This window comes from Microcoleus sp. T3_A4 (assembly GCF_036700465.1).
Lineage (GTDB): Bacteria > Cyanobacteriota > Cyanobacteriia > Cyanobacteriales > Microcoleaceae > Microcoleus.
On sequence record NZ_JAUBOY010000013.1, the window covers coordinates 85,869 to 106,518 of the forward strand.

General features: G+C 45.2%; 18 protein-coding genes and 1 pseudogene. 7 read left to right on the forward strand and 12 right to left on the reverse strand.

Features of this window, described 5'->3' with window-relative positions:
- Positions 1–51: 51 nt before the first annotated feature.
- The 3 genes from QUA07_RS09710 to QUA07_RS09720 all read right to left on the reverse strand — a co-directional run bounded on the left by QUA07_RS09710 (position 52) and on the right by QUA07_RS09720 (position 2,162).
- Entirely contained in the window at positions 52–495 is a 444-nt protein-coding gene (locus QUA07_RS09710) for a retroviral-like aspartic protease family protein (protein ID WP_333324558.1), read from the reverse strand.
- 120 nt (positions 496–615) lie between these two features.
- Complete coding sequence (locus tag QUA07_RS09715) at positions 616–1,242, reverse strand: 7-carboxy-7-deazaguanine synthase QueE (protein ID WP_333324501.1); 627 nt, start codon at positions 1,240–1,242, stop codon at positions 616–618.
- Positions 1,243–1,463: 221 nt separating this feature from the next.
- A complete protein-coding gene (locus tag QUA07_RS09720; protein ID WP_333324503.1) occupies positions 1,464–2,162 on the reverse strand; it encodes a class I SAM-dependent methyltransferase in 699 nt (232 codons plus the stop codon).
- A 1,047-nt stretch (positions 2,163–3,209) separates the two neighbouring features.
- Between QUA07_RS09720 and QUA07_RS09725 the strand changes: the two genes are divergently transcribed.
- Positions 3,210–3,980: a hypothetical protein gene (locus QUA07_RS09725; protein ID WP_333324505.1), complete on the forward strand. Its 771-nt coding sequence runs from the start codon at positions 3,210–3,212 to the stop codon at positions 3,978–3,980.
- A gap of 482 nt (positions 3,981–4,462) precedes the next feature.
- Here the strand turns inward: QUA07_RS09725 and QUA07_RS09730 are convergent, their stop codons facing one another.
- From QUA07_RS09730 to QUA07_RS09745, 5 genes are all read right to left on the reverse strand, one after another.
- Entirely contained in the window at positions 4,463–4,762 is a 300-nt protein-coding gene (locus QUA07_RS09730; RefSeq protein WP_333324507.1) for a hypothetical protein, read from the reverse strand.
- Between the two features lie 68 nt (positions 4,763–4,830).
- Positions 4,831–4,923: an adenylyltransferase/cytidyltransferase family protein gene (locus QUA07_RS30020; RefSeq protein WP_445300147.1), complete on the reverse strand. Its 93-nt coding sequence runs from the start codon at positions 4,921–4,923 to the stop codon at positions 4,831–4,833.
- Positions 4,920–5,591 (reverse strand): nicotinamide riboside transporter PnuC, encoded by a 672-nt coding sequence (gene pnuC, locus QUA07_RS09735; protein WP_333324509.1) that lies wholly within the window; start codon positions 5,589–5,591, stop codon positions 4,920–4,922. The genes QUA07_RS30020 and pnuC overlap by 4 nt, the downstream gene beginning before the upstream one ends.
- Before the next feature lie 21 nt (positions 5,592–5,612).
- A complete protein-coding gene (locus QUA07_RS09740) occupies positions 5,613–7,064 on the reverse strand; it encodes an NAD(P)/FAD-dependent oxidoreductase (protein WP_333324511.1) in 1,452 nt (483 codons plus the stop codon).
- Positions 7,065–7,192: 128 nt separating this feature from the next.
- On the reverse strand, positions 7,193–8,224 hold the full coding sequence (locus tag QUA07_RS09745) for a glycosyltransferase family 2 protein (RefSeq protein WP_333324513.1): 1,032 nt from the start codon (positions 8,222–8,224) through the stop codon (positions 7,193–7,195).
- Positions 8,225–8,842: 618 nt separating this feature from the next.
- Here QUA07_RS09745 and QUA07_RS09750 point away from each other — a divergent pair.
- Positions 8,843–9,943: a glycosyltransferase family 2 protein gene (locus tag QUA07_RS09750; RefSeq protein WP_333324515.1), complete on the forward strand. Its 1,101-nt coding sequence runs from the start codon at positions 8,843–8,845 to the stop codon at positions 9,941–9,943.
- Between the two features lie 232 nt (positions 9,944–10,175).
- On the opposite strand, the gene QUA07_RS09755 is transcribed toward QUA07_RS09750, so the two are convergent.
- Positions 10,176–10,715, reverse strand: coding sequence for a Dps family protein (locus QUA07_RS09755; protein ID WP_333080946.1), 540 nt, complete (start codon positions 10,713–10,715; stop codon positions 10,176–10,178).
- Between QUA07_RS09755 and QUA07_RS09760 the strand changes: the two genes are divergently transcribed.
- From QUA07_RS09760 to QUA07_RS09775, 4 genes are all read left to right on the forward strand, one after another.
- A complete protein-coding gene (locus tag QUA07_RS09760) occupies positions 10,699–10,959 on the forward strand; it encodes a hypothetical protein (protein WP_333324517.1) in 261 nt (86 codons plus the stop codon). The two genes, QUA07_RS09755 and QUA07_RS09760, sit on opposite strands and share 17 nt — an antisense overlap.
- A 500-nt stretch (positions 10,960–11,459) precedes the next feature.
- Positions 11,460–12,641, forward strand: coding sequence for a heterocyst differentiation protein HetZ (gene hetZ / locus QUA07_RS09765; protein ID WP_333214106.1), 1,182 nt, complete (start codon positions 11,460–11,462; stop codon positions 12,639–12,641).
- Positions 12,634–13,704: a hypothetical protein gene (locus QUA07_RS09770; protein ID WP_333324519.1), complete on the forward strand. Its 1,071-nt coding sequence runs from the start codon at positions 12,634–12,636 to the stop codon at positions 13,702–13,704. Before hetZ ends, QUA07_RS09770 begins: the two co-directional genes overlap by 8 nt.
- Positions 13,705–14,046: 342 nt before the next feature.
- Complete coding sequence (locus QUA07_RS09775) at positions 14,047–16,413, forward strand: DUF3488 and DUF4129 domain-containing transglutaminase family protein (RefSeq protein WP_333324521.1); 2,367 nt, start codon at positions 14,047–14,049, stop codon at positions 16,411–16,413.
- Between the two features lie 136 nt (positions 16,414–16,549).
- Here the strand turns inward: QUA07_RS09775 and QUA07_RS09780 are convergent.
- A pseudogene (locus QUA07_RS09780) lies at positions 16,550–16,956 on the reverse strand (transposase family protein).
- A 755-nt stretch (positions 16,957–17,711) separates the two neighbouring features.
- Between QUA07_RS09780 and QUA07_RS09795 the strand changes: the two are divergent.
- Positions 17,712–17,975 carry a hypothetical protein gene (locus QUA07_RS09795; protein ID WP_333324528.1) on the forward strand — a complete coding sequence of 88 codons (264 nt, stop codon included), beginning with the start codon at positions 17,712–17,714 and terminating at the stop codon, positions 17,973–17,975.
- Positions 17,976–18,392: 417 nt separating this feature from the next.
- On the opposite strand, the gene QUA07_RS09800 is transcribed toward QUA07_RS09795, so the two are convergent.
- Together QUA07_RS09800 and QUA07_RS09805 are read right to left on the reverse strand one after the other, a co-directional pair.
- On the reverse strand, positions 18,393–19,085 hold the full coding sequence (locus QUA07_RS09800) for a PEP-CTERM sorting domain-containing protein (RefSeq protein WP_333080939.1): 693 nt from the start codon (positions 19,083–19,085) through the stop codon (positions 18,393–18,395).
- A 625-nt stretch (positions 19,086–19,710) separates the two neighbouring features.
- Positions 19,711–20,310, reverse strand: coding sequence for a sulfite oxidase-like oxidoreductase (locus tag QUA07_RS09805; protein WP_333324531.1), 600 nt, complete (start codon positions 20,308–20,310; stop codon positions 19,711–19,713).
- Between the last annotated feature and the right edge of the window lie 340 nt (positions 20,311–20,650).

Sequence of the window (20,650 nt, forward strand, 5' to 3'; positions counted from 1 at the left end):
TAACCATCTTAGCGCTGCAGATCGAATAGCTGGCATCCAAACTCAAGAATATCAAAGAATTGTCAAATAAGTTTCCGTCGGCCCGTCGGGCAAAACCTTCAATCTTTGATTTTTCAAATCGACTTCAATTCCCAGCGCTTCCATCGGAATCACCCCTAAAAGTGGAGTTTTTCCCTCTGGCAATTCCAAACACTCAAAAGTCCCTTCGCGGCCGCACAGAGAAATCGAAGCATCCCGAAAAATCCTCGCCTCACTAATGCCCGTGGCTGTTTCCACAACCACTTGCTTGAGAATTTTCAAACCCAGTCTGGCGATGACATCTTTAGGCAAACACAAAGTTGTCGCGCCCGTATCCACCAAAACATTTTCTAGAGTAACAGACCTCACTTGCTCGATGGGAATCAGACCATCTTCTGCTTTCCCTTCATCCAGCCGATTCGTAATTACTAGGGTTGTGATCACTTTTCCCATTGGAGTTTCCGTAGTTGTTTCCATTACGTTCAAATTATCATAAATTGCTGCTTGAATTATAGCACATACTTTCACAGATTGTAAGGCGATGCACTCCCCATTCTGCACCGCCACCTGACGAATAGCTCTGGCTAAATCATCCAATTATTGCACGCCAATAAACTTGTGTATTTGCAAAGATAGCCTGTAACTAGGATTTTGTTTCAGCAATTCCAAAATAATGGGAATCGCTAATTCTTTTGAGTTCCATTCTGGTTGCAAGAAAACCGGAATATTCACATTACTTGCCAAATACTTGTGATAAAATTCAACTTCTTCGCCAGTGCTAATCACCAACTTAATTTCATTAGCTCTAGTCCAGAAAAGCTCTTGCACCGGATATTGAGGATTGACGTGTTCTTTAGGAGAAAGAGTAATCCAAGCCTGCGGCGAAACTTCCTGCCAGCAAGCGCCCGAAGTTTCAATACTCACCTGCTTGTCAGCTTCTAACAAAGCTTCAACTAACTCCGGCAAATCGCGGTGAATGAAAGGTTCGCCGCCAGTAATGACCACCATCGGAGACTGCAATTGAGCGAGCAATTGTGCGATCGACTGCGGTACAGACGGCAAACCTTTGCCCCCATTTGCATAACCGGTGTCACACCAAGGACACCGCACAGGGCAACCAGCCAATCTGATAAAATCAACTAAAGTCCCCGTCCAGTAACCTTCGCCTTGAACAGTACACTGAAAAGTTTCGTGAATTGGTAATTTTAGTTGTAAATTAGACACCCGAAGTTACGCCTCAAATCAATTAATTACGTTGTTTAGATATAATATTATATTGTTATTCCTTCGCGGTTTGCAGCAATTAAAAACAGTCCTGGACGCATAAACGGGGTTTATGAAAAAAAAAATCTCCGTTTTATCCCAGAAGCTTGACTCAGAAATCGGGTTTCTTCATAGCTTTTGTATGAGTCCTTAGAAATCCACCACAAACCGCAAATAACTCTTTAATTATGCTGTTCAGGTTCCATCATAGTAGCCCAGCGGCGTTTCAGGGCCAAAGTCAGCCCGTCAGCAATGGGGACAACACTGAGAGTAACTCTGGGATCGTTACGCAATTTATCGTTAAAAGTACGAATGGCGGTGGTACTTTCGTCTTGTACTTGAGGATCAGCAACTCGTCCTGACCACAGAACGTTGTCAATTACAATTAAACCGCTATTGCGTACAAGTTGCAGCGATCGCTCAAAATAAGCCTCATAATTTTCTTTATCGGCGTCGATGAAGGCAAAATCAAAGGTTCCAGCTTGTCCCTCGGCTATTAGTTTGTCGAGAGTATTTATTGCTGGGCCCAACTGCAAAGAAATCTTATTAGCCACGCCCGCAGCTTCCCAATAGCGTCGTGCGATCGCAGTATATTCCTCGCTGACATCGCAGGCAATAATTTGACCGTTAGGAGGCAGTGCTAAAGCTACGCACAGCGCGCTATAACCAGTAAAAACGCCAATTTCTAAGGTTTTGGTCGCTCCCATAAGCTGCACCATGAGCTCCATAAACTGACCTTGTTCGGGAGCAATCTGCATCATCCCCATAGGATGCTTAGCAGTTTCTTCTCGTAGTGAAGCGAGAATATCTGGCTCCCGCAGAGAAATAGATAACAGATAATCGTAAAGTTGATGTTCTAGGCCAAGAGTTGAGTTCGCCATCGGTTTGTCCTTGCTGCTCACTTTTGATTTTAGATTGTAGACGCGCAGTTAATGGAAATCGGAGACTGTAGAGTTAATTTTGGCACCTATTTTGGTGTGGCTGATGACAGGTTGCAGTAGCAGTGTGTCGGTTACACAGAGGCAACTTGCAAAACGCGCGCTCTACTTCCAAATCAGTTTATCTCAGCCACAGGTGATTTAGCAGATCTGGAAAATAAAAATAGATAGAGGGGAGCGTTTTGAGATTCCTGCTTTTCTAGCACTAGCACCGCGTAACGCCGTTAGCGATACCAGTTCAAAAAATGAATGCAACTATATACAATCTGCAAACCCATACATAATCAGCCATTTCCAATCTCAAATCTCAAATCTCAAATGGTATCAGTAGGCGAGAAAGTGACCGAAAGCATCCAGGATACAAGCCCCCGGATTCATCCGTGGGGTCAATGCTTCAATTCTTTAATCTAAAATCTAAAATCTAAAATCGATTGACTTCATCCTGATTACTAAGTAGATGAACTGCAAAAAACAGAAGTTTGTCATTGCCAGTGAAATGAAGCAATCCCAGAGGTTGTGACTCATTTACATTTTGTTACATTGTCAAGTTTTTTGTGTCGCTCTACTGAATAGCCAATGAGTAATTATTGAGGACTTACGAACTCCCGAACCAGCCAACCGTTTCATTTAACTATTATGGATGGGTTCAAGCCTGTGTACGTTCCTGGAACAAACCAGGCGTCTGGAAACCCTTGTTTCCCGGAGTATTACTAATCACTAATAAACTGGGTTCAATAGGACGATTTCTTAACTGTCACACCTAATGAATCCATACCTAAACAACCTACCCCAAATCTCAACTACCTTCCACGATTGAGGTAGAGCAAGTATTTTTGGGAAAAAACAGGTTGCTCGCAACCCTTGACCTGCACTTTTACTCATAACTAATGAACCGGGATTAATAGGACGCTCACTTAACTGTCACAGTTTATTACTCCAGACCTAAAACACCTACCCACAATCAAAACAACATTCCACCAAGGCATCGCTATGTATTACACCTTCGCAGGTTTTGGTGCCGCCACAGGCATATTTTTGCTGCTAGTTTTTGCCATTCTGCAATGGCTGCACGTCTCGGTCGGCAGTTTTATTGATTGGGTAATTGCCATTGCTATTTTTGAATGGCTGTTGCTGATAGTTACAGTTCCCTGGAATATCCATTTTGAAGCTAAAGAAGTTTTAGCGCAAGCCGCAGAATCGACTAAAAAAAACATTGCTGTCGATCAGGAACAAGTCAAATACGTTACTGTATTAGTTAGCCGATCGCTCTTTGTGGCGATCGCACTTCACCTGTTTAGCGCGATCGCACTTTACGCCCTAGCCGCCGCCGGAATTAGTGCTATTGGCTATCTCAGTTCCGCTGCTGCACTGCTGTTAACTGTACTGCGTCCAGCTATCCGAGGTTATCAGTATTTAGCCCAAAGGCTGACAAGTATCCGCCGCCAATTTTTGCACCCCCGCGAAGATATTGTCGAACTCCGCAGCCGCTTTGCAAACTTAGAATCTACAGTTAGAGATTTGAGCAATCAATTAAGTTCAGACAATCCCAATTCATGGGTGGCTGTCCAAAATCGGGAACGGGAAGCTATCAGAAGAGAACTAACTACTTTATCCGCATCTCTACAATCTTTGCAAGCGACAAATCAAGCAGAGCACACTCACCTGAGAAGAGATGCAGAAAGTGCGATCGCCCAACTCACCGATGACGGACAATTTCTCAACCACGTCCGCGAAATCATCCGCTTCTTTAAAGAATCGTAGAGTCCTATTATCTCCGGTCAAACAACCACATTCACATTGGTTCGTAGTGAGGACTTTAGTGCAATGGCACTGAAAAAGTGAACCCCAAAAAATCTGTAAGGCAATATCTACATAGATAATTGCCTGACCAACCACAATATCTCTCTCGATTATGCCAAATCGTGCGTGCATTCTTAAACAACAATTTTTGCCGAGCGTTGCCTCACCTTGGGAGAAGCTGCTGCCAGATTCGTTAGTCCAGGAGCTTCTAGCGAATGAGAAAATCACCTACGACCAAAGCATCTACACACCGATAGTCACATTGTGGGTGATGATATCCCAGGTACTCGCTCCCGACAAAAGTTTGAGTGGGGCCGTGAAGCGGATGAGTACGTGGCTCAGTGCCGCCGGAGTCCAGCCTCCGTCTTCTGATACCTCGGGAACCCAAACAGTTTGGTACTGCTGTGCGAGCGATCGTGCCAGGGTAGTTGTGCCGCTCGATTCTACACCAGCACGCAGACTCGTTTGGCAAAGTAGGCTTTGGCTGGGGGAGTCAGCATTTGCCAGTGTTCGGCTAGGTGCGATCGCAATTGGGTTCCCGAAATCGGGAATTTGAGCCGTTCGCGATCGACTGCACAGTGTTGAGAGCCCATCAGTTTTGCCCAAGGTTCGCCGTAATCTTCTGAAGTAAAAGCGATATCGGGTTTTCGCCCGGAAAGCACCTCTAGAGTCCTCTGATCCCAAGGTTCGGGGGCTTCCGGCAAATCGTCGAGGACTTCGATAACTTCTGCGTCGGGATGCAAAAACCGAATCCAGTCGGCTCTAACGCTTCCTGCAACTGCTTGATTTGTTTTGTAACAGGCGAGAACGATTAAACGGTCAACCTTTTTTTAGCTTCTCGAATTAAGTAGTCGTGTCCTTTGTGGAAGGGGTAAAATTTGCCTACAGTAACACCGAATCTCATAAAGATTGCTGCTGTTTTAACTTTTGTTCCGAGTAAATCCGCTGAAAATTTTGCAGTCCGTAAATTGCCATCAACCAAAATATCGCGTACAAAATACTCGTCAGATATAGCCCGCGCGAGGCATACAAGGGAACGTAAATCGTGTCTGCAACAATCCACAAATACCAGCTTTCGAGATAGCGTTCCATCAGGTACAACTGGGAGATCGCGCTTAAGATGGTGGTCAGGGCGTCCCAGAATGGTGCTGCACCGCCCAAAGATACTAATACTGTTCGCAAGCCCAATACGCCTACTGTAACTAAGACTGCGGTGAGGATGAGCCAGCGTTGGGGAAGGCGACATAAAGGTTTTTCTGTGCTGTTTTCGCCGCCCCGCAGCCAAATATAAATTGCTTGCAAGCTCGTGATTAAATAGAAGAATTGAATCGCAACTTCGCCGTAAAGTTTAACTTGATAAAACACCGCAGCGTAGGCGATCACTCCGATTAAGCCGATCCACCAGCCTAGGGGATTGTTTTTAGCAAGCAGCCAAACGCTCCAAGCAGAAGCGATCGCGGCTATCGCTTCCATTAAGTCGAGTTGGATAGGCACAAACCACTGCACTGAAAGCAGGATCGCGAAGATGCTTGCTGCGAAGCCGATTAAGTTTGGCAGGTTCGCTTTTTTCATGGCAATCCCTATTTCGGCTAGCTATATTGACTGCGAAATCAAATCCGAATCCTTCTTTTCTTTTGAGCGATCGACACTAAAGTCTTCATAGTACGATCGCTCAGTATTCACATCCCACAAATCGTGCTTTTCGCCGAGAATATTTCTCACAGCCAGCATCCCCGTTAGCATGGAATGGTCTTGGTTGTTGTATCGGTGCATACCGTTGCGCCCGATCGTCTGCAAATTCTCAAATCCCTTCAAAAAACCTTCAAGTACCTGCAAGTGTCCTCGATATTCCCCATCATAAACTGGATAAGCTTTAAGTTGCCGTATGACAACTCCATCTTCCACATCAGCCGTTGTTGCTAACCCTAAACCAACCAATTCGCGAGTTGCTAATTCGATAAGTTCCGCGTCCGACATTTCCCAAATCTCGTCGCCTACGCTACAGAAATATTCCATTCCTAAACAACTTTTGCTGACATCGGGAACTAAAGCGGCGCTCCAATTCTTAAAGTTTTGAATTCGTCCAACTTTGACTTCGGGAGAGTGAATGTAAATCCAGTTGTCAGGAAACAAATCCTTGCGATCGACAATCAGCGATACAATCAAAAAATCTCGATATTTGAGCGATCGCGCGGCGTGCAATACCTCTTCGGGCGGCTGCGGTTTCATTCTTTCTACCAGCGCCGATATCGGCATACTCGTAATGAAATTATCCGCCGAATATTGAATTAATTCTCCGTTTTGCTCAGCAGTAATACTTTTAATTTTATTCCCTTCACGCTCAAAGCTAATCACTTTAGTATCGAGATAAACTTTGCCGTCTTTATTCTCCACAGCTTCCGCGAACTTTTCCCACATCATCCCCGGCCCCAAAGCCGGATAATCAAACTCTTTGATTAATGTTTTAGTGTCGTTGCTGCCAAACAAAGCATTAATAATTGCTGTCGTCAGGGACAATCCTTTAATCCGTTGCGCCGCCCAATCTGCTTGAATTTCCGAACAAGGAATGCCCCAAACTTTTTCAGTGTAAGTCTTAAAAAATGTTTTATACAAGCGTTCGCCAAAACGATTGATCACCCATTGTTCAAAAGTTTTTTCTTCGGTAAGTGGCCAAATTCTCACTTTCAGATAACTCAAAATAATCAGCGTACTCTCAATTATGCCCAAATTAAAGAGAGTATTGAAGGCACTGATTGGATAGTTAAAAAATTTACCTCGATAAAAGATTCGCGACAATCGTGGCACTTTAATAAACTCATTTCCCAGCACCTCTTGCCACAACTGCTGCACGGCTTCAACTTTAGTATAAAAGCGGTGGCCGCCAATGTCGAAACGATAGCCTTTGTAGGTTTCTGTGCGAGCTATTCCCCCAACTTTATCACCTTTTTCTAGTACAACAGGGATGATGCCTTGCTTGACGAGCTCATAGGCAGCAGTCAAGCCCGCAGGGCCTGCACCGACGATCGCAACAGGATAATGTTTCACTCAGCCTACCTCCAGCTTTTTTATCGAAACTATACAGTTATTTATAACTTGTCAAAGGGATAGATGCACCAGTGAATACCCTGAGAAACTATCGATCTACCTGATGTTTAAGCACAAATTACCTTGATTTATTGAGCGGATACCGGCAAGCTAACTTTGCCAGTCACAGGCTTTTTTTGGTATAAGTAGCGACCAGTGCCGATCGCGAATGCCAGTCCGCTGTAAAAGTAGAAAAGCCAGTGCCACGGAATAGTTTTCAGGGCAAATAGGATACCGTGTTTACGGTGAAAAAATCGGTAAAGCGGTGCATTAATTGCTACCAGTGGTATGGCCAGCAAACTAGCCAGTAACAGAAAGCTCAGCGACCAGCACGTTCCCAAAACTGCCAGCAGCACTGCATAAGTTAAAATCACGCTGATGCGGTTTGAAACTTGCAAGTTGAGGTCGTTATTCAATTGGCGATCGCGCCAAATCAGTTCTGTCCAAGGCAGTGCTCGGTAGAAAAAGTCAGCTTTCACCATCCCCATAGGTTTCCACTGCTTTAAATGCTTAACCTGCAATGTTTTGCACAGCCGAATGTTATAACCTGCTTGTTTCAAACGGTAGCCGAACTCAATATCTTCGATCGAAGCTTGGCGATAAGTCTCATTAAAGCCACCCATTTGCAAAAAAATTTCCCGGCGAATCACTCCGCAAGCGCCCCAAAAAGTCGAAGCTTCTTCGTTACCTGTTTGGTGCACGTAGTGGTGCAGCAAGTTCCTGTACTGCGATAGAAAATCAGGATCTCCAGGATCATCGTCGTAAGAGCCAATGAAAGCAGCTAAGTAGGGATTATTTTTGAACACCGATATCGCATAGCCCACAGCTTCTGGACAAACAGCGACATCAGCATCCACAAAAAACAGAATATCTCCCTTTGCAGCTTGGGCACCCAAATTCCTTGCCCGCGCTGGCCCCCCGCATTCGGGAATCCTGATCACTTTGGCGCCGAATTCCTTGGCCAGACGCCAGGAACCGTCGCTTTCGCCATCTGCTACTACAATAATTTCGATCGGTTTGGGCGCAGCTTGAGCCAGTTTTGACAAACAGGTGCGGAAGTAAGAGCCCCCGTTGTGGACTGGGATAATAACGGATACAGTGGGGTCGGCGGTAGAAATCATTACCTAAATTGTTTAAATTGCAGGGGCTAAAATTTGCTGGAATTTTATTGTTGCTACTTTACGAAGGGTAAAATTAGCTCTACTTTTTTATTTATAACTCGATTGCTGTTTGTATTCAACTAGATTTTTTGCTGGCATTCTCGATTGGATTTTTCCCAATTCATACCTGTATTCTACGCCATATCTTGCTGAGACTGACCTGATGCAGACAACAGCTTTACAAAATCTTTAAATATAGGATTGTTTGTGTAAACTTGCGAAAAAGCACCCGCAGGATTTTTGTGCGGCTGTGTTGCACCGGACAAGACTGTGATTTTATAAGTAAGTACAGCGTATAAAATAAAACATACTTTCTACGGATACCCGGGAACTGTCAGGACTTGCGCGGTACAATTTCTTTTACAGACCTCATCCGCGAGTGACTCCTGCACCAAGTGTCGATCGCGACTGCGGAGTCAATGCACATTTTATTACTTTTGGCAATATATTTTAAATATACGTCAAATATACGTCTTAAAATTTCTGACGCTGTACGATCGAGCTTTCGTAATTTGCTAACATACCCTTAGCTAGCTCCCTTTGAACCAAAACTTTTACATAAACCCTTTTTTATATTACATGAACAACTCCCAAAACACTTTAAATCAGCCCTTAGTTTCAGTCATCATACCAGCTTTCAACGCTGACAATTTTATTGCTAAAACCTTAGAGTCTGTCTTATCTCAAACTTATCAAAACATAGAAGTTTTAGTAGTTGATGACGGCTCTACAGATACAACAGCCAAAATCGTCCAATCTTTTGCTCAAAAAGATAGCCGAGTCAGCTTATTCCACCAGCCAAATTCCGGCGTCGCCGTCGCCCGCAACCTAGCAATTGAAAAATCAAAAGGCGAATATATTGCTCCCATCGATGCCGACGATATTTGGTATCCGCAAAACCTAGAAAAACAAGTTAACTGCCTGAATTACTCAGCACCATCTGTCGGAGTTGTCTATTCCTGGTCAGTTGATATAAATGAAAAAGACTTGCTCACAGGTGGATTTTATAACTCCACCATCGAAGGAGAAGTTTACACAGCATTAATTTATAAATATTTTATAGGCAATGCCAGCTCATCTCTAATCCGCCGCGTTTGTTTTGCAAAAGTCGGCGGTTACAACGGCCAACTTAAACTAGAAAACGCTCAAGGCTGCGAAGACTGGGAACTGCACCTCCGCATAGCCGAACATTATCAATTTAAAGTCGTACCAGAATACTTAGTTGGCTATCGGCAGATTGCCAGCAGTATGTCTAGCAACTATGCAGCAATGGCCAAATCTCACTCTTTAATTATGGCAGATGTCCGGCAGCAACATCCCGAAATTCCCAGCAGAATTTATCACTGGTCTAGCAGCAATTTTTACATTTACTTAGCTGTTAAAAGCAACCGCAGCGGCAATCACCGCAGTACATTATCTTGGCTGTATCGAGCTTTCAAAGAAGATTTATTAATGGCACTCTTGCGCCACAATTTGTATCTGCTGTCCATAGAAAGTATATTAAAAATAATACTCCCACCGCCAACTGAATCAGGGTTAGAGTTAGAACAAGCATCAGAATCGAGTGAAGGGACGACACTTGCTAGGATTGAGGCGCGAACCAAGGCTCACAGAATGTTGCCATCGCAGCTATACGAAAGAATGCGATTCAATAGCTTAGGAAATCGAAAATCTACATAAACCCTACGTTGAAAAACCCGGTTTTTTGAAGAAACCGGGTTTTTGAGGAAGCTAGAGGGCGTTTAATTCTGCCTGGTTGGTCGATCGAGAATCAGGAAAGAGGGTTAAATAAAAAAAATGAATTTTCCATTCTTACTTCTTCCTTTTTTTCCTGCTTCCTGCTTCCTGACATCCGTTACATCCGTGGAGCGAATCCGTTGCCGAACTTCCGTATTCCGTCTACTTAATCTCTCTAAGCGTGAGAAGCTGTAGCAGTTTGAGCTTGGGGCTGCTTACCATCGGGCGAAATAGATTCCCCTTCAATAAACGATCGCAACATCCAAGCCATTTGTTCGTGCTGTTCCATCAAACCAGTCAAAAAGTCTGCGGTTCCGTCATCCTTAAACTCTTCACCGCACTGTTCAACGTGTTTGCGGAGATTGCGAATAATTAGTTCGTGGTCGTCAACTAAACGCGATACCATTTCCGTAGCCAAAGGCAAATCGCCGATATGTTCTTTTATCGAACCATACTTCAGAAAGCCCTCAGCAGTACCAATTGGATAACCACCTAAAGTTCTCACCCGTTCAGCCATAGCATCGATATTTAGTGTTAACGCCTGATAGTGTTCTTCCCACAACTGGTGGAGCGATCTAAACTGCGGGCCAACTACATCCCAGTGATACTTTTTGGTTTTGATTAACAGCAGATAAGCATCTGCCAGGTCGTGATTCAATAGTTCGATAACGCCTGCACGCTGCTCGTCAGATAGACCTATGTTTAACTTACGCATTGAAATTGTTCCTTCAAATCTAACTTTACATTTATTAGAACAAATTTCCCCAACCACTTACATCAACCCAGAGGACGATCGAAGACGATCGCCTTTTAGTAAAATATCTGCTTTTCAGGTTAAAGTAATTGCAATATTGATACCCTTAGATAGATGCAATCAAACTTATTGTTCCGAAGCGCCTTTGTTTGCCGATCGCATCGATTGGGCAGCAGGGGAACCCCCGCTCAATCCCGCTATATAAAAAGGCTGCACTCTGATTGTTAGTAAAAATCAAGGAATTTATGCCGAAGTTAACGAACATCACACACACTTAATTGTGCGGGCGGGTTTAAATGAGGGCATAAGGAACTTGCAATTAAATATAACCCTTGACCCCATCTAGTAGACCGAAAGAGAGAACCTGTTTGCTCGCTTCACCTTGGGAAGGACTTGCGCTGCTGTGACCACCACAACACTCAGCCGAAGGTATCAACGGCCGTGTAGCGTTTTGGGCCCCCATGAATGCTTTGTCAAACCCGACACTCTGATGAACCATCGTTATGGCAACTGTTTAAACCTGGCTCTTGGCGGATGGCGTCTCCAGGACAGATAAAAAAAGCAGTCCTCTGTGTTTGCGCGAAGGAGGAGAAAGAGGGCATTGCAGTTTGTCCTATCTGGGGAAGACGGGGTAAAGTAGCGGTAGGAAATATTTATCCATACTTTGACTAACTGTGCTACTTTCATTGTTAGCTGTAAACCATCATGCGGGAAATCTGCCAGAGCGTGGAAACCATATTTCAACTGCTGTTAGACGAACTCAAAAAGTCCACTCGCGCGTCTGAGCAGAACTGCCAAGATGTAGCAGGGCGACTCGCAGCAGAAGTCAACAGGATATGCACTGAAAGCCAGCGGATTCAGGCCTCTGGAGATATAGAAGGTTCAGCCCAGAGCCTAGCTCAGCACCGCTTGCAACAATGCCTCCACTATTACAATTTAGGCTCCGGGCCCGGGCGAGTAGAATTGCACAGTACCCTCAGCGCGATCGTCTATCGCTACATCACCCCTCCGCAGGTGCAGTCTAGCTATCAGGCGCGAGTAGAACTGATCAAAGATTTTTTGCAAGGATTTTATCTGGAAGCTTTAAAGGCATTCCGGCGCGAAACCCAACTGCCACCTACCTACAGTCCCCGCACTCGCTTAGAACTAGCAGAGTACATGGCCTTTGTAGAGCGCTTCGGCAAGCGGCGCATTCCTTTACCTCGGAACCGCAGTCAGCAACTAATTATTTTACGGGCCCAAACCTTTTCCCAGCAGCAGCCCAAAGAAACCTCCGTAGATATGGAACAAGCCGCTGACGGAGGGGCTTCCGATTCCGACCAAACTTGGAACGACACCTCGGTGCACTCCGTGCGGGAAGCGATGGCCGGACAGGGTTCCGCTGCAATTCGCCCCCAAGGCGACGAGTCAGAATCTCTGCGGCTAAACGTGATTGACGAATTAGTGGCTTACTTGAAAGAGCGCAATCAACAAGACTGCGCTGATTACTTCGTGCTGCGCTTGCAAGACTTGCCGACTAATGAAATAGAGTCGCTTCTGGGCATAACTCCCCGCCAAAGAGACTATTTACAGCAGCGCTTCAAGTACCATTTGCTCAGGTTCGCCATGTCGCACCGCTGGGAACTTGTTCACCAGTGGCTGGAAGCAGACTTAGACCGCAATTTGGGTTTGCTGCCTTCTCAGTGGCAGGCGTTTGGCGAGCAAATTGGTCCAGAGGGACAGCGTTTGCTAAAGTTGAAACAACAGGGTCTGTCAGAGTCAGCGATCGCCCAAACCCTGGGTAGCACGGTAGCCCAGGTACAGAAGCGGTGGTTTAAATTGCTGGAACTTGCGTGGGAATTGCGAAATCGTTCAGATTCCGGAGAAGGGGCATCTAGTGATGAATAACGAAACGAACAGGGATGCAGAGGCTTTCGATCGCCATTTTTTAGACTGGATATTGCAGGTGCCGATCGCGAATACCTCTAACGAAAATGAGGAAAACCTCAATCCATCCCCTCGCTCAGAAGAGTGGGGCGACACAGAAGACAATTCCGGGGTGGAATACTGGGAATGGGACGAACCAGACCCGCTGGACTATCAAGTGGGGGCGCACAACAATGCACCCGCACAACCGCTGACAATTGGAGAAATACCGACCGTGCAAGACCGTTTTCAGACCTTGTTAAAAGAAAGGCTTAGAGCCGAAATTGAATCTAACCCGCCGCTGTTCCCCTGGGAAACAGAATTCAAAAGCTACGACCACGATTACCCAGACGATGTAGCCCCGCAATGGGTTCCTCCCCTACACCTCTGGACTCCCCAACTACAAAATATCAGGTGGGGCCGCCTGCCAATTCCGATCGCGCAAGGGGTTTTTGCTCAACTGCTAGAACCTTGTCAGGAACTGGTAATGTCGTCGCTGCGGCAAGGATCGAAGTTAGTTCGCGCTGTAGATAGCTTATTTCCGGGCCAGTCTCAGGAACTCAACGAGTTAGCTGGTTTAGTGCTCCGAGGTTCTTTGCGGGGACTTCTAGATTTAGAAGATTTCCCGAATTACGAAGCAGCCAGTACCGATCAACAAATGGTGCTGTCGCTGTTGGCCGCCAAGGAAATCATTGAGTCTCTAACTTTGGATTGTCCTGTGAATCAGCCGCCGGTTTCGCGGGAGTGGCTGACTGGTTTGGGTTCGCTGACTCTGGAGGCTCAATACCTCTCGAACCCCAACAGAGAACAGCCAATGCCGTGTTTAAGAGTAGAGTGCCAATTTCCCGGGGCAGGAAGCTTGGAACTCAAGGGAGGAGATGCCGAAGCAACTGCACACCGTCCGAATTCCGGGCATTTAAGTGTGGAGTTGTTTGACCCGCAACCTAACAAGACTTATGCCCTAGAAGTTCGATTCCAAAACTTCGAGACCAGACCTTTGATGTTTGCTATTCGTCCAATTTGGGCAGGACAAGATAGCAACTAGAAAGGTCTATTTAGAGTAAATAATCTAGGTGTTTACTCTGTGGTTTGACCTCACACAAAAACAGATGCAATCCCTCGACTTCGGTCGTGGAAAGCGAAAAAGTTTAGATATTAGTTAAAGCCACCAGATTCATCTGTGGATTCAATCTAAAATCTAACGACAGTAAAATAAGATTTAGATATTAGTTAAAATCCAGATTTATCTGTGGGTTCAATCTAAAATCTAAAATCTAAAATCGTTTGACAGGGAAATAAGATTTAGATATTAGTTAAAATCCAGATTTATCTGTGGATTCAATCTAAAATCTAAAATCTAAAATCTAAAATAGTTGGATGGGTGCACATGACAACTGATAACCTGCGAAATATACCTGTGTTGGGTAAGCTGTGGGAGCAGATTGAGGCCATGCCTCCGCCGGTGATTGAGGATTCTTTACTGCTGCGAATCCTAGTTCAGTTGTTGGTAATTGTGGGAATTGTAGCTACCGACGTTGCTGCTGAAGAAGCTCTGAACTTGTGGGCTGTGCCTGTTAGTATTGTGGGAGCAACTTGGAGTTGGTACCGCCGCCGCGATCGCAATGTAGCTGCTAAGTTCTGCATAGCTATTGGAATGCTGGTGGCGCTGTTCGCTTTTTTTAGCCGCTTGGTGGGAGAATTGAATGATACGCGGTTAGTTTTGGCGCAACTGTTAATCCAACTTCAAGTGCTGCACAGTTTCGATTTGCCTCGCCGCAAGGATTTAGGCTATTCGATGGTAATCGGGCTAATTTTGTTAGGGGTAGCAGCGACTCTTAGCCAAACCTTGACTTTTGGGCCGCTGTTGTTGGTGTTTTTGGCTTTAGCGCTTCCGACTTTGGTGTTGGATTATCGATCGCGCTTGGGATTTGTGAAGCCAGAAGCCATTGGCGAAAAAGCACAAGGTAAAGGAAAAAATGATAGCCTGTCGCTATTTGCGGCTACTTTATCCCCAAAGAATTTTGCTTGGCTACTGCTGATAACTGTCGGGTTGGGGCTGACTATTTTTGCGTTTTTGCCACGCCTCCCTGGCTATCAGTTGCGGACTTTTCCGGTGAGTGCTCCTATTCAATATCAGGGGGAGTTTGACTCGCGCAGCATTCTGAATCCGGGGTATGTTAGAGGGGGAAATGAAAAAGGGACTGGCGGAGGAAGGGGGAGAAACCCAGACTCAGGGCCAGGAGAGGTAGACTCTACTTTTTATTACGGTTTCAACCAGCGAATTAATCAAAATTTGCGGGGGGAAATGAAACCTCAAGTGGTGATGCGGGTACGATCGCAGGCTGCGGGTTTTTGGCGGGTATTAGGCTTTGACAAATACACTGGTCAGGGTTGGGAAATTTCTCGCAACGAACAAGCTCAAAAGCTGACTCGACCTAGCTGGTCTTATCAATTTTATTTGAATCCGTTTCCCAATGCGCCTCGCACTCAAGAGGTGATTCAAAGTTATACTATTGTTGCTCCAATGCCGAATTTGATTCCGGCTTTAAACAAGCCGAAGGAGCTTTATTTTCCGAGTCCAGAGGCGGCGATTGATGCGGAGGGGGGTTTGCGAGCGCCTGCGGAATTGGGAGAGGGTGTGACTTATACGGTGATTTCTAATGTGCCTTTTCGCGATCGCTCTTTGTTGGGGAAAACTGGTACTAATTACCCGAAAAATATTCGCAATTTCTATTTGGATGTGCCGCCGAAAATTGCCCAGAAGGTGCGAGAAAAAACTGAAGAAATCTTGGCGGCAAGAACTAGAGTATCTCAGTCGGAGAGACCGATTGATACTCCTTACGAAAAAGCTTTGTACTTAGCTCAATATTTGAAGCAAAACCCTAATTATAAAATTGAGAAAGCTTTGCCTTACTTAGAGGAAGGTGAAGATTTAGTGGAGGGTTTTCTGTTTGGCTACAAAAACACTCAGGGCGGCAAAAAAGTTACAGGGGGATATCCAGACCACTTTTCGACGGTACTGACAATTATGCTCAGATCGATCGGGATTCCGGCCCGAATGGCTGGCGGGTTCGATACGGGGGAATTCAACCCGTTTACTGGTTACTATGTTGTGAAAAATACCGACGCTTTTTTAATGACGGAGGTATATTTTCCCAATCACGGCTGGTTTGCTTTTAATCCGATTCCCGGTTATCCGCTGATTCCGGCTTCGGTGGAAGACAACCAGACTTTTAGTGCGCTGGAATCGTTTTGGAATTGGATCGCGGGTTGGCTACCGACTCCTCTCAGAAGCGGGCTGGATTCAGTCATAGGTTTTGTAATTGGCTGGATAACTTTGATTGTGGGCTGGTTTCTGGGACAGTTTGCTAAGGGTTGGGTGGGGTTATTTACTGGTTTGATTGCTGCGATCGGCTTTGGCTTTATTGGCTGGTTAATTTGGCAACTGTGGCGCAAGTGGCGCCACCGCCGCTGGCTGGCGAAGTTGCCGCCCGTGGAGGGGGTTTATCAGGAAATGCTGAAGGATTTGGCGAGTAGGGGATTTGTGAAACCTCGCGCTCAAACGCCTTTGGAGTATGCTGAGGCTATGCGCGGGAATCATGCAACTGATGAAGCTGAGGTGATTGATGAGGTTTCGCAGGCTTACGTGCGGTGGAAGTACGGGGGCGAAGCGGGTAATTTGAACCAGTTGCGGGGGTTGGTGGAAAATTTGAGACGATCGCACTTGAAGAAACTCAAAAAGCGCTGGTTTTAGGCGGTAAGGGTAGGAAAAAAGCGTCGCTTGCCTACCCTGTTGAGAAGTTCGACTAGCTCTTATTTAATCTTAATAAGTAACCCTCCTTATAGCTGGCAAAAGTATAGACCTCTTGAAAAAAAAATCTATGTTATAATTAAAGGTTTTGAATTTTAGACCTGAGAGCTAACTCATAATTGTAAAGTGCTGACAACCAATTACAACGGAGACCATAACGGCGGCGGCGATTTCGATAACGACTTGACAAAATTTTGAAAACTTTTAGACTCCTATTAACATGTTCAATCACTATTCGAGCCTGAGCTAAAGCTCGATTGTAGTCTTTTGATAAAAGAGAAAGATTCCCATTTTTAGGTTTCTTTTTAGGAATCCAGCTATTAAAGTGATAATCTTTTATCCCTTGATAGCCACTATCTTGTAAACTATCGGTTGAGGGATGGAAATGAACATTGCTTTTTTTAAACAAGCTGAAATCGTGGCAATGCCCGGTTCAAAATGTAGGCAAATAATCTGTTTACTTTCTTGATTAATGACCACTTGCATTTTTAGGCTGTGGTGTTTTTTCTTTCCTGAATAGTATTTTTTCTGTTTTTTTTTGGCGTTCGATAGCTGTTTCTGTGACATCCATTACGACAACTTTGCTGACGCCCAAAACCTTTGAACAATGCTTTTTTCCCAGGAATACCAAACTTTCCCGTTTTCATTAAAGTTGATTCAATGTTAGTTACAATTCGGCAAATTGTTGATTCGGATACTCCCCAATTTGTCCCCATATGAAAATAGGTTCGATATTCTCGCCAATATTCCAAGGCCACTTAAACTTGTTCTTCAAGAGTTAAGGCGCTTCGGCGTCCTCGTTTATCTTGAGGATTTTCTAGCCGGAATTTTTCTCAAGTGTTAACCATTTGTTTAAACGTTTGAATCAGGACACCAAATCTTCGTTTAAATTGCTCCGATTTCAAATTTTGATAAAATCGATTGTTCATGATTGATTTATTTATTGTGTAACTACAAAACCCCTTTTTAGCATTTTATGCTGTTTTGAGCATCATGTCCTGAAAATCAGCTCAACCTGCAATTCCCTCCACTTAAGCCAAACCCTTTATTATAGCATATTTTTTTTGCAAGAGGTCTAATCTTTACTTGTGTGGGGAGTAGGGCTTGGGCAGGAGATAAGCTGTTCTACATTTAAATTGTGTGTCAAAAATCAATAAAACTTTTGTGGGACGGGCTTCTAGCCTGTCCCGAATTTCCAATTTAAATGCGTAACAGCTTACCGCCCTCAATATACAGTTGAAATGCACAACAGCTTATTAATATGCCTGCCCCACAGGCGAACTAACTTGCCTTTAAATTTAACCTATGATGTTGATAATTCAGGCTTTAGCGATGGTTCTTTGCATCTTATTGTCCGCTATTGGACGCTGCGCGAACAAGCACAGGTGCGACGGACAAACACCAGGGCTGTGGTGGCCATTAAAGTAGCGTGCATCCGGGCGGACATTAAAATTCCTCAACCGATACTGGTGACTTTGTACGATCGAACAATTTACCGTGAGTGAGTTTTGAATTTTGAGTTGGGAGAGGGAGAGAGTGGGAGAGTGGGAGAGTGGGACAAATCCTCTTGTTTCACGCTGGACTTCTTCACGCTTGACTTCTTCCCTCAACACCCATCTGTTAAATCCATTAAATCCCGTACAGTGGGCGTTGCCGAACTTCCCTCTGATCTCAAATCCGCGCTTCATCGTCGGGCGTAAAATCGAGTCAACATCCAACACTCAACCATCATTCAGTTTGGCGACCCCGAGTCAACAGTCAACAGTCAACAATCATGAGGAGTGCAACCAGAATTGATATGACTTCTCCCTTCTGACTTTTCAAATCAAGCAAAAGGCGAGCCGATTTCTCATTAGCGCGCCTCCTAATTGAATTTTATTTTGTAAAACGTAAATGAGGAGATTGTTCCCATTTGAAAAAAATCATGAACTCGTCTTGCTAGCGCGGCGGCGGCGTGCTGCAACCAAGCCACCCAAACCGAGAGCCAAACCAGTCATTGTCATCGGTTCTGGAACTGCTTCTGCGCTCACTGCGAAGTCTTGGAAGTCTGCGTCGTTTTTGTTACCACGATCGTCGAAGGAGATTAGCGTGCCTCCATTAAACAGAGAACTTGTGCCGTTTGTGAATTGTCCGGCAGCTTGGAAGACTTTGGTGTCTTCTTTGCCAAGTGCGTCCCACAGTTGCGATTGCGCGCCAAACACCGCTTGCTGGCTGCCAGTGTTCAAGCTTGAGGTCGAGTAGACACTGCCACCCCAGCCACTGTCGAGCCCCAAAGTGTAAACTTGATTTGCCAGGAAGGTGAATACTGCCGAGCCAGAACCCACGACTGTATTGCCCAGAGTTCCTTTCCATTCGTTTTCCCACTGGTTGTCTGAGGATTTAGTTTCCGAAAACAGGGTGCTAACTAGAGATACCGCCGAGTCCTTCACACTGTAGACTCCCAAAGAGGATTGGTACATACCGTGAGATTCTTTGAAGCTAAACTTGACGCTTGTATCTTGACTGAATGTGATGCCGTTGGTACCAAAGGAGAAGGCTTGAGCTGGAGCTCCGGCGCCAAACAGAGCTGTGGCGGCGGCGGTAGCTGTTAGGGCGGATAAGAGTTTGGTATTCATAACCTGTTCCGTTTGTGCGATGGTCTTAATATTTTCATTATGCGATACTTTTTTTGTATTTGGTTCACTTTAGGTGAATTTTGACATATTCTTTATCAAGCCTTTACATAACTTTCACAAATGCTGTCGATCGCATCTGCCGACGGGCGATCGCTCCCTAATAATACCCACTAAATAATTATCAATATTGTGGCTTGAAACCTTGCAGTCGCGGGCATGGAGCGCTGGTCAGCCCAAGTAATTTGGATCGGGTTTATGCTAATTTTTTATGATATTCTCAAGTCTAAATTCTCAATAGCAAACACTTAAGTATAAATACGGTAATATTCGTCGGTACTGACAGTTCCAGAAGTTTTCTATTAGCCAGAAACTGGGAATATGTGTTTTTTGGGGCTGGTGTAGGGGAGTTAAAGTAGTTTATCTATCGGGTAAATTACGTACAAAATGCGGTCGTTTGGTCTACGTATTTTGGTGGAATTAAATAGAACCCCTGGTGTGAGATATCCCCAAGATGCGATCGAGGAGATGCAATTTCCGCAGATTGAAGCGGTAAAAGAGCGGATTGCCCCTCAACAAAGATTCTATAGAGAAGCTGTGGTTCCGTCCTTGCTCCCGATCGCCCGCATCAAAACAGACCGCTGTAGCGTTCCTCTGCCCAAGGTTCGCCCCGCTGGTGGTAGCCGTTGCGTTCCCAAAAACCGAGTTCTTCGGTTTCTGTAAACTCCAGGCCGTTAATCCATTTAGCGCTTTTCCAAGCGTACAGGTGGGGAACTACGAGCCGCATTGGGCCGCCGTGGTCTGCGGATAGAGGTTCGCCGAAGACGGTGTGGGCGAAAAAGTTTTCTTCTCGGAGGAAGTCGGCGATCGCAATGTTGGTAGTGTAGCCGCCGTAGCAGTGTTCTAGGACGTGCAGAGCTTTCGGATCGACTTCTATATAATTCATAAAATCTGTGACTTTGACTCCCGTCCACTGCACATCGAGTTTTGACCACCGGGTGACGCAGTGAAAATCCGCCGTAAAGTTACTTTGGGGCATGGCCTGGAAGTCCGACCAAGTGAAAGTTTGTGGTTTTGCCAATCCCCAGACTTTAAATTCCCAACTTTCAATGCTGACGGAGGGTGTATCGCCGTAGGTCAGCACAGGAAAGCCGTTGGCGAGGTATTGACCCGGGGGGACGCGATCGATGTTTTCTGATTCTGGCTTGCTAAAAAATTTGCCCAGCATTGATTCACACTCTACAGTAACTGACTGCAATCCTGAGTATAGCTTGCAGAGATGGGGGCATCGCAATTCATCTCAAGGTAGAAAGCTTTCAGGACTTCTGTAGAAAGAAAAATTCCTAAATTCTGCCTGATGCCCACCTAATTCTGCCTTCGGAGATAGCCGCAGTTAAAAATTACCAACTATTATGATTCCAGCGTCAGTAAGTAGGCACTGTAAAAGCCAATTATGTAAACGATTGTAAAGTATCTTTAGCCCTAAGCGTGGCCAACTCAGGCCTGTTCCTGTTTACATAGTGTTACATAGCTGAGTTTAATTTCGCCTACCTACTTATTAAGTATGT

What these genes read in the sequence shown, in the direction of transcription:
- pnuC (WP_333324509.1), bottom strand. Translation starts at nt 5,591, where the DNA reads ATGAAAAAAGCGAACCTGCCAAACTTAATCGGCTTCGCAGCAAGCATC.
- QUA07_RS09750 (WP_333324515.1), top strand. Translation starts at nt 8,843, where the DNA reads ATGAACAACTCCCAAAACACTTTAAATCAGCCCTTAGTTTCAGTCATC.
- hetZ (WP_333214106.1), top strand. Translation starts at nt 11,460, where the DNA reads ATGCGGGAAATCTGCCAGAGCGTGGAAACCATATTTCAACTGCTGTTA.
- QUA07_RS09725 (WP_333324505.1), top strand. Translation starts at nt 3,210, where the DNA reads ATGTATTACACCTTCGCAGGTTTTGGTGCCGCCACAGGCATATTTTTG.
- QUA07_RS09805 (WP_333324531.1), bottom strand. Translation starts at nt 20,310, where the DNA reads ATGCTGGGCAAATTTTTTAGCAAGCCAGAATCAGAAAACATCGATCGC.
- QUA07_RS09760 (WP_333324517.1), top strand. Translation starts at nt 10,699, where the DNA reads ATGTTTAACTTACGCATTGAAATTGTTCCTTCAAATCTAACTTTACAT.
- QUA07_RS09745 (WP_333324513.1), bottom strand. Translation starts at nt 8,224, where the DNA reads ATGATTTCTACCGCCGACCCCACTGTATCCGTTATTATCCCAGTCCAC.
- QUA07_RS09800 (WP_333080939.1), bottom strand. Translation starts at nt 19,085, where the DNA reads ATGAATACCAAACTCTTATCCGCCCTAACAGCTACCGCCGCCGCCACA.
- QUA07_RS09755 (WP_333080946.1), bottom strand. Translation starts at nt 10,715, where the DNA reads ATGCGTAAGTTAAACATAGGTCTATCTGACGAGCAGCGTGCAGGCGTT.
- QUA07_RS09775 (WP_333324521.1), top strand. Translation starts at nt 14,047, where the DNA reads ATGACAACTGATAACCTGCGAAATATACCTGTGTTGGGTAAGCTGTGG.
- QUA07_RS09710 (WP_333324558.1), bottom strand. Translation starts at nt 495, where the DNA reads ATGGAAACAACTACGGAAACTCCAATGGGAAAAGTGATCACAACCCTA.
- QUA07_RS09795 (WP_333324528.1), top strand. Translation starts at nt 17,712, where the DNA reads ATGCACAACAGCTTATTAATATGCCTGCCCCACAGGCGAACTAACTTG.
- QUA07_RS09720 (WP_333324503.1), bottom strand. Translation starts at nt 2,162, where the DNA reads ATGGCGAACTCAACTCTTGGCCTAGAACATCAACTTTACGATTATCTG.
- QUA07_RS30020 (WP_445300147.1), bottom strand. Translation starts at nt 4,923, where the DNA reads ATGAGATTCGGTGTTACTGTAGGCAAATTTTACCCCTTCCACAAAGGA.
- QUA07_RS09770 (WP_333324519.1), top strand. Translation starts at nt 12,634, where the DNA reads ATGAATAACGAAACGAACAGGGATGCAGAGGCTTTCGATCGCCATTTT.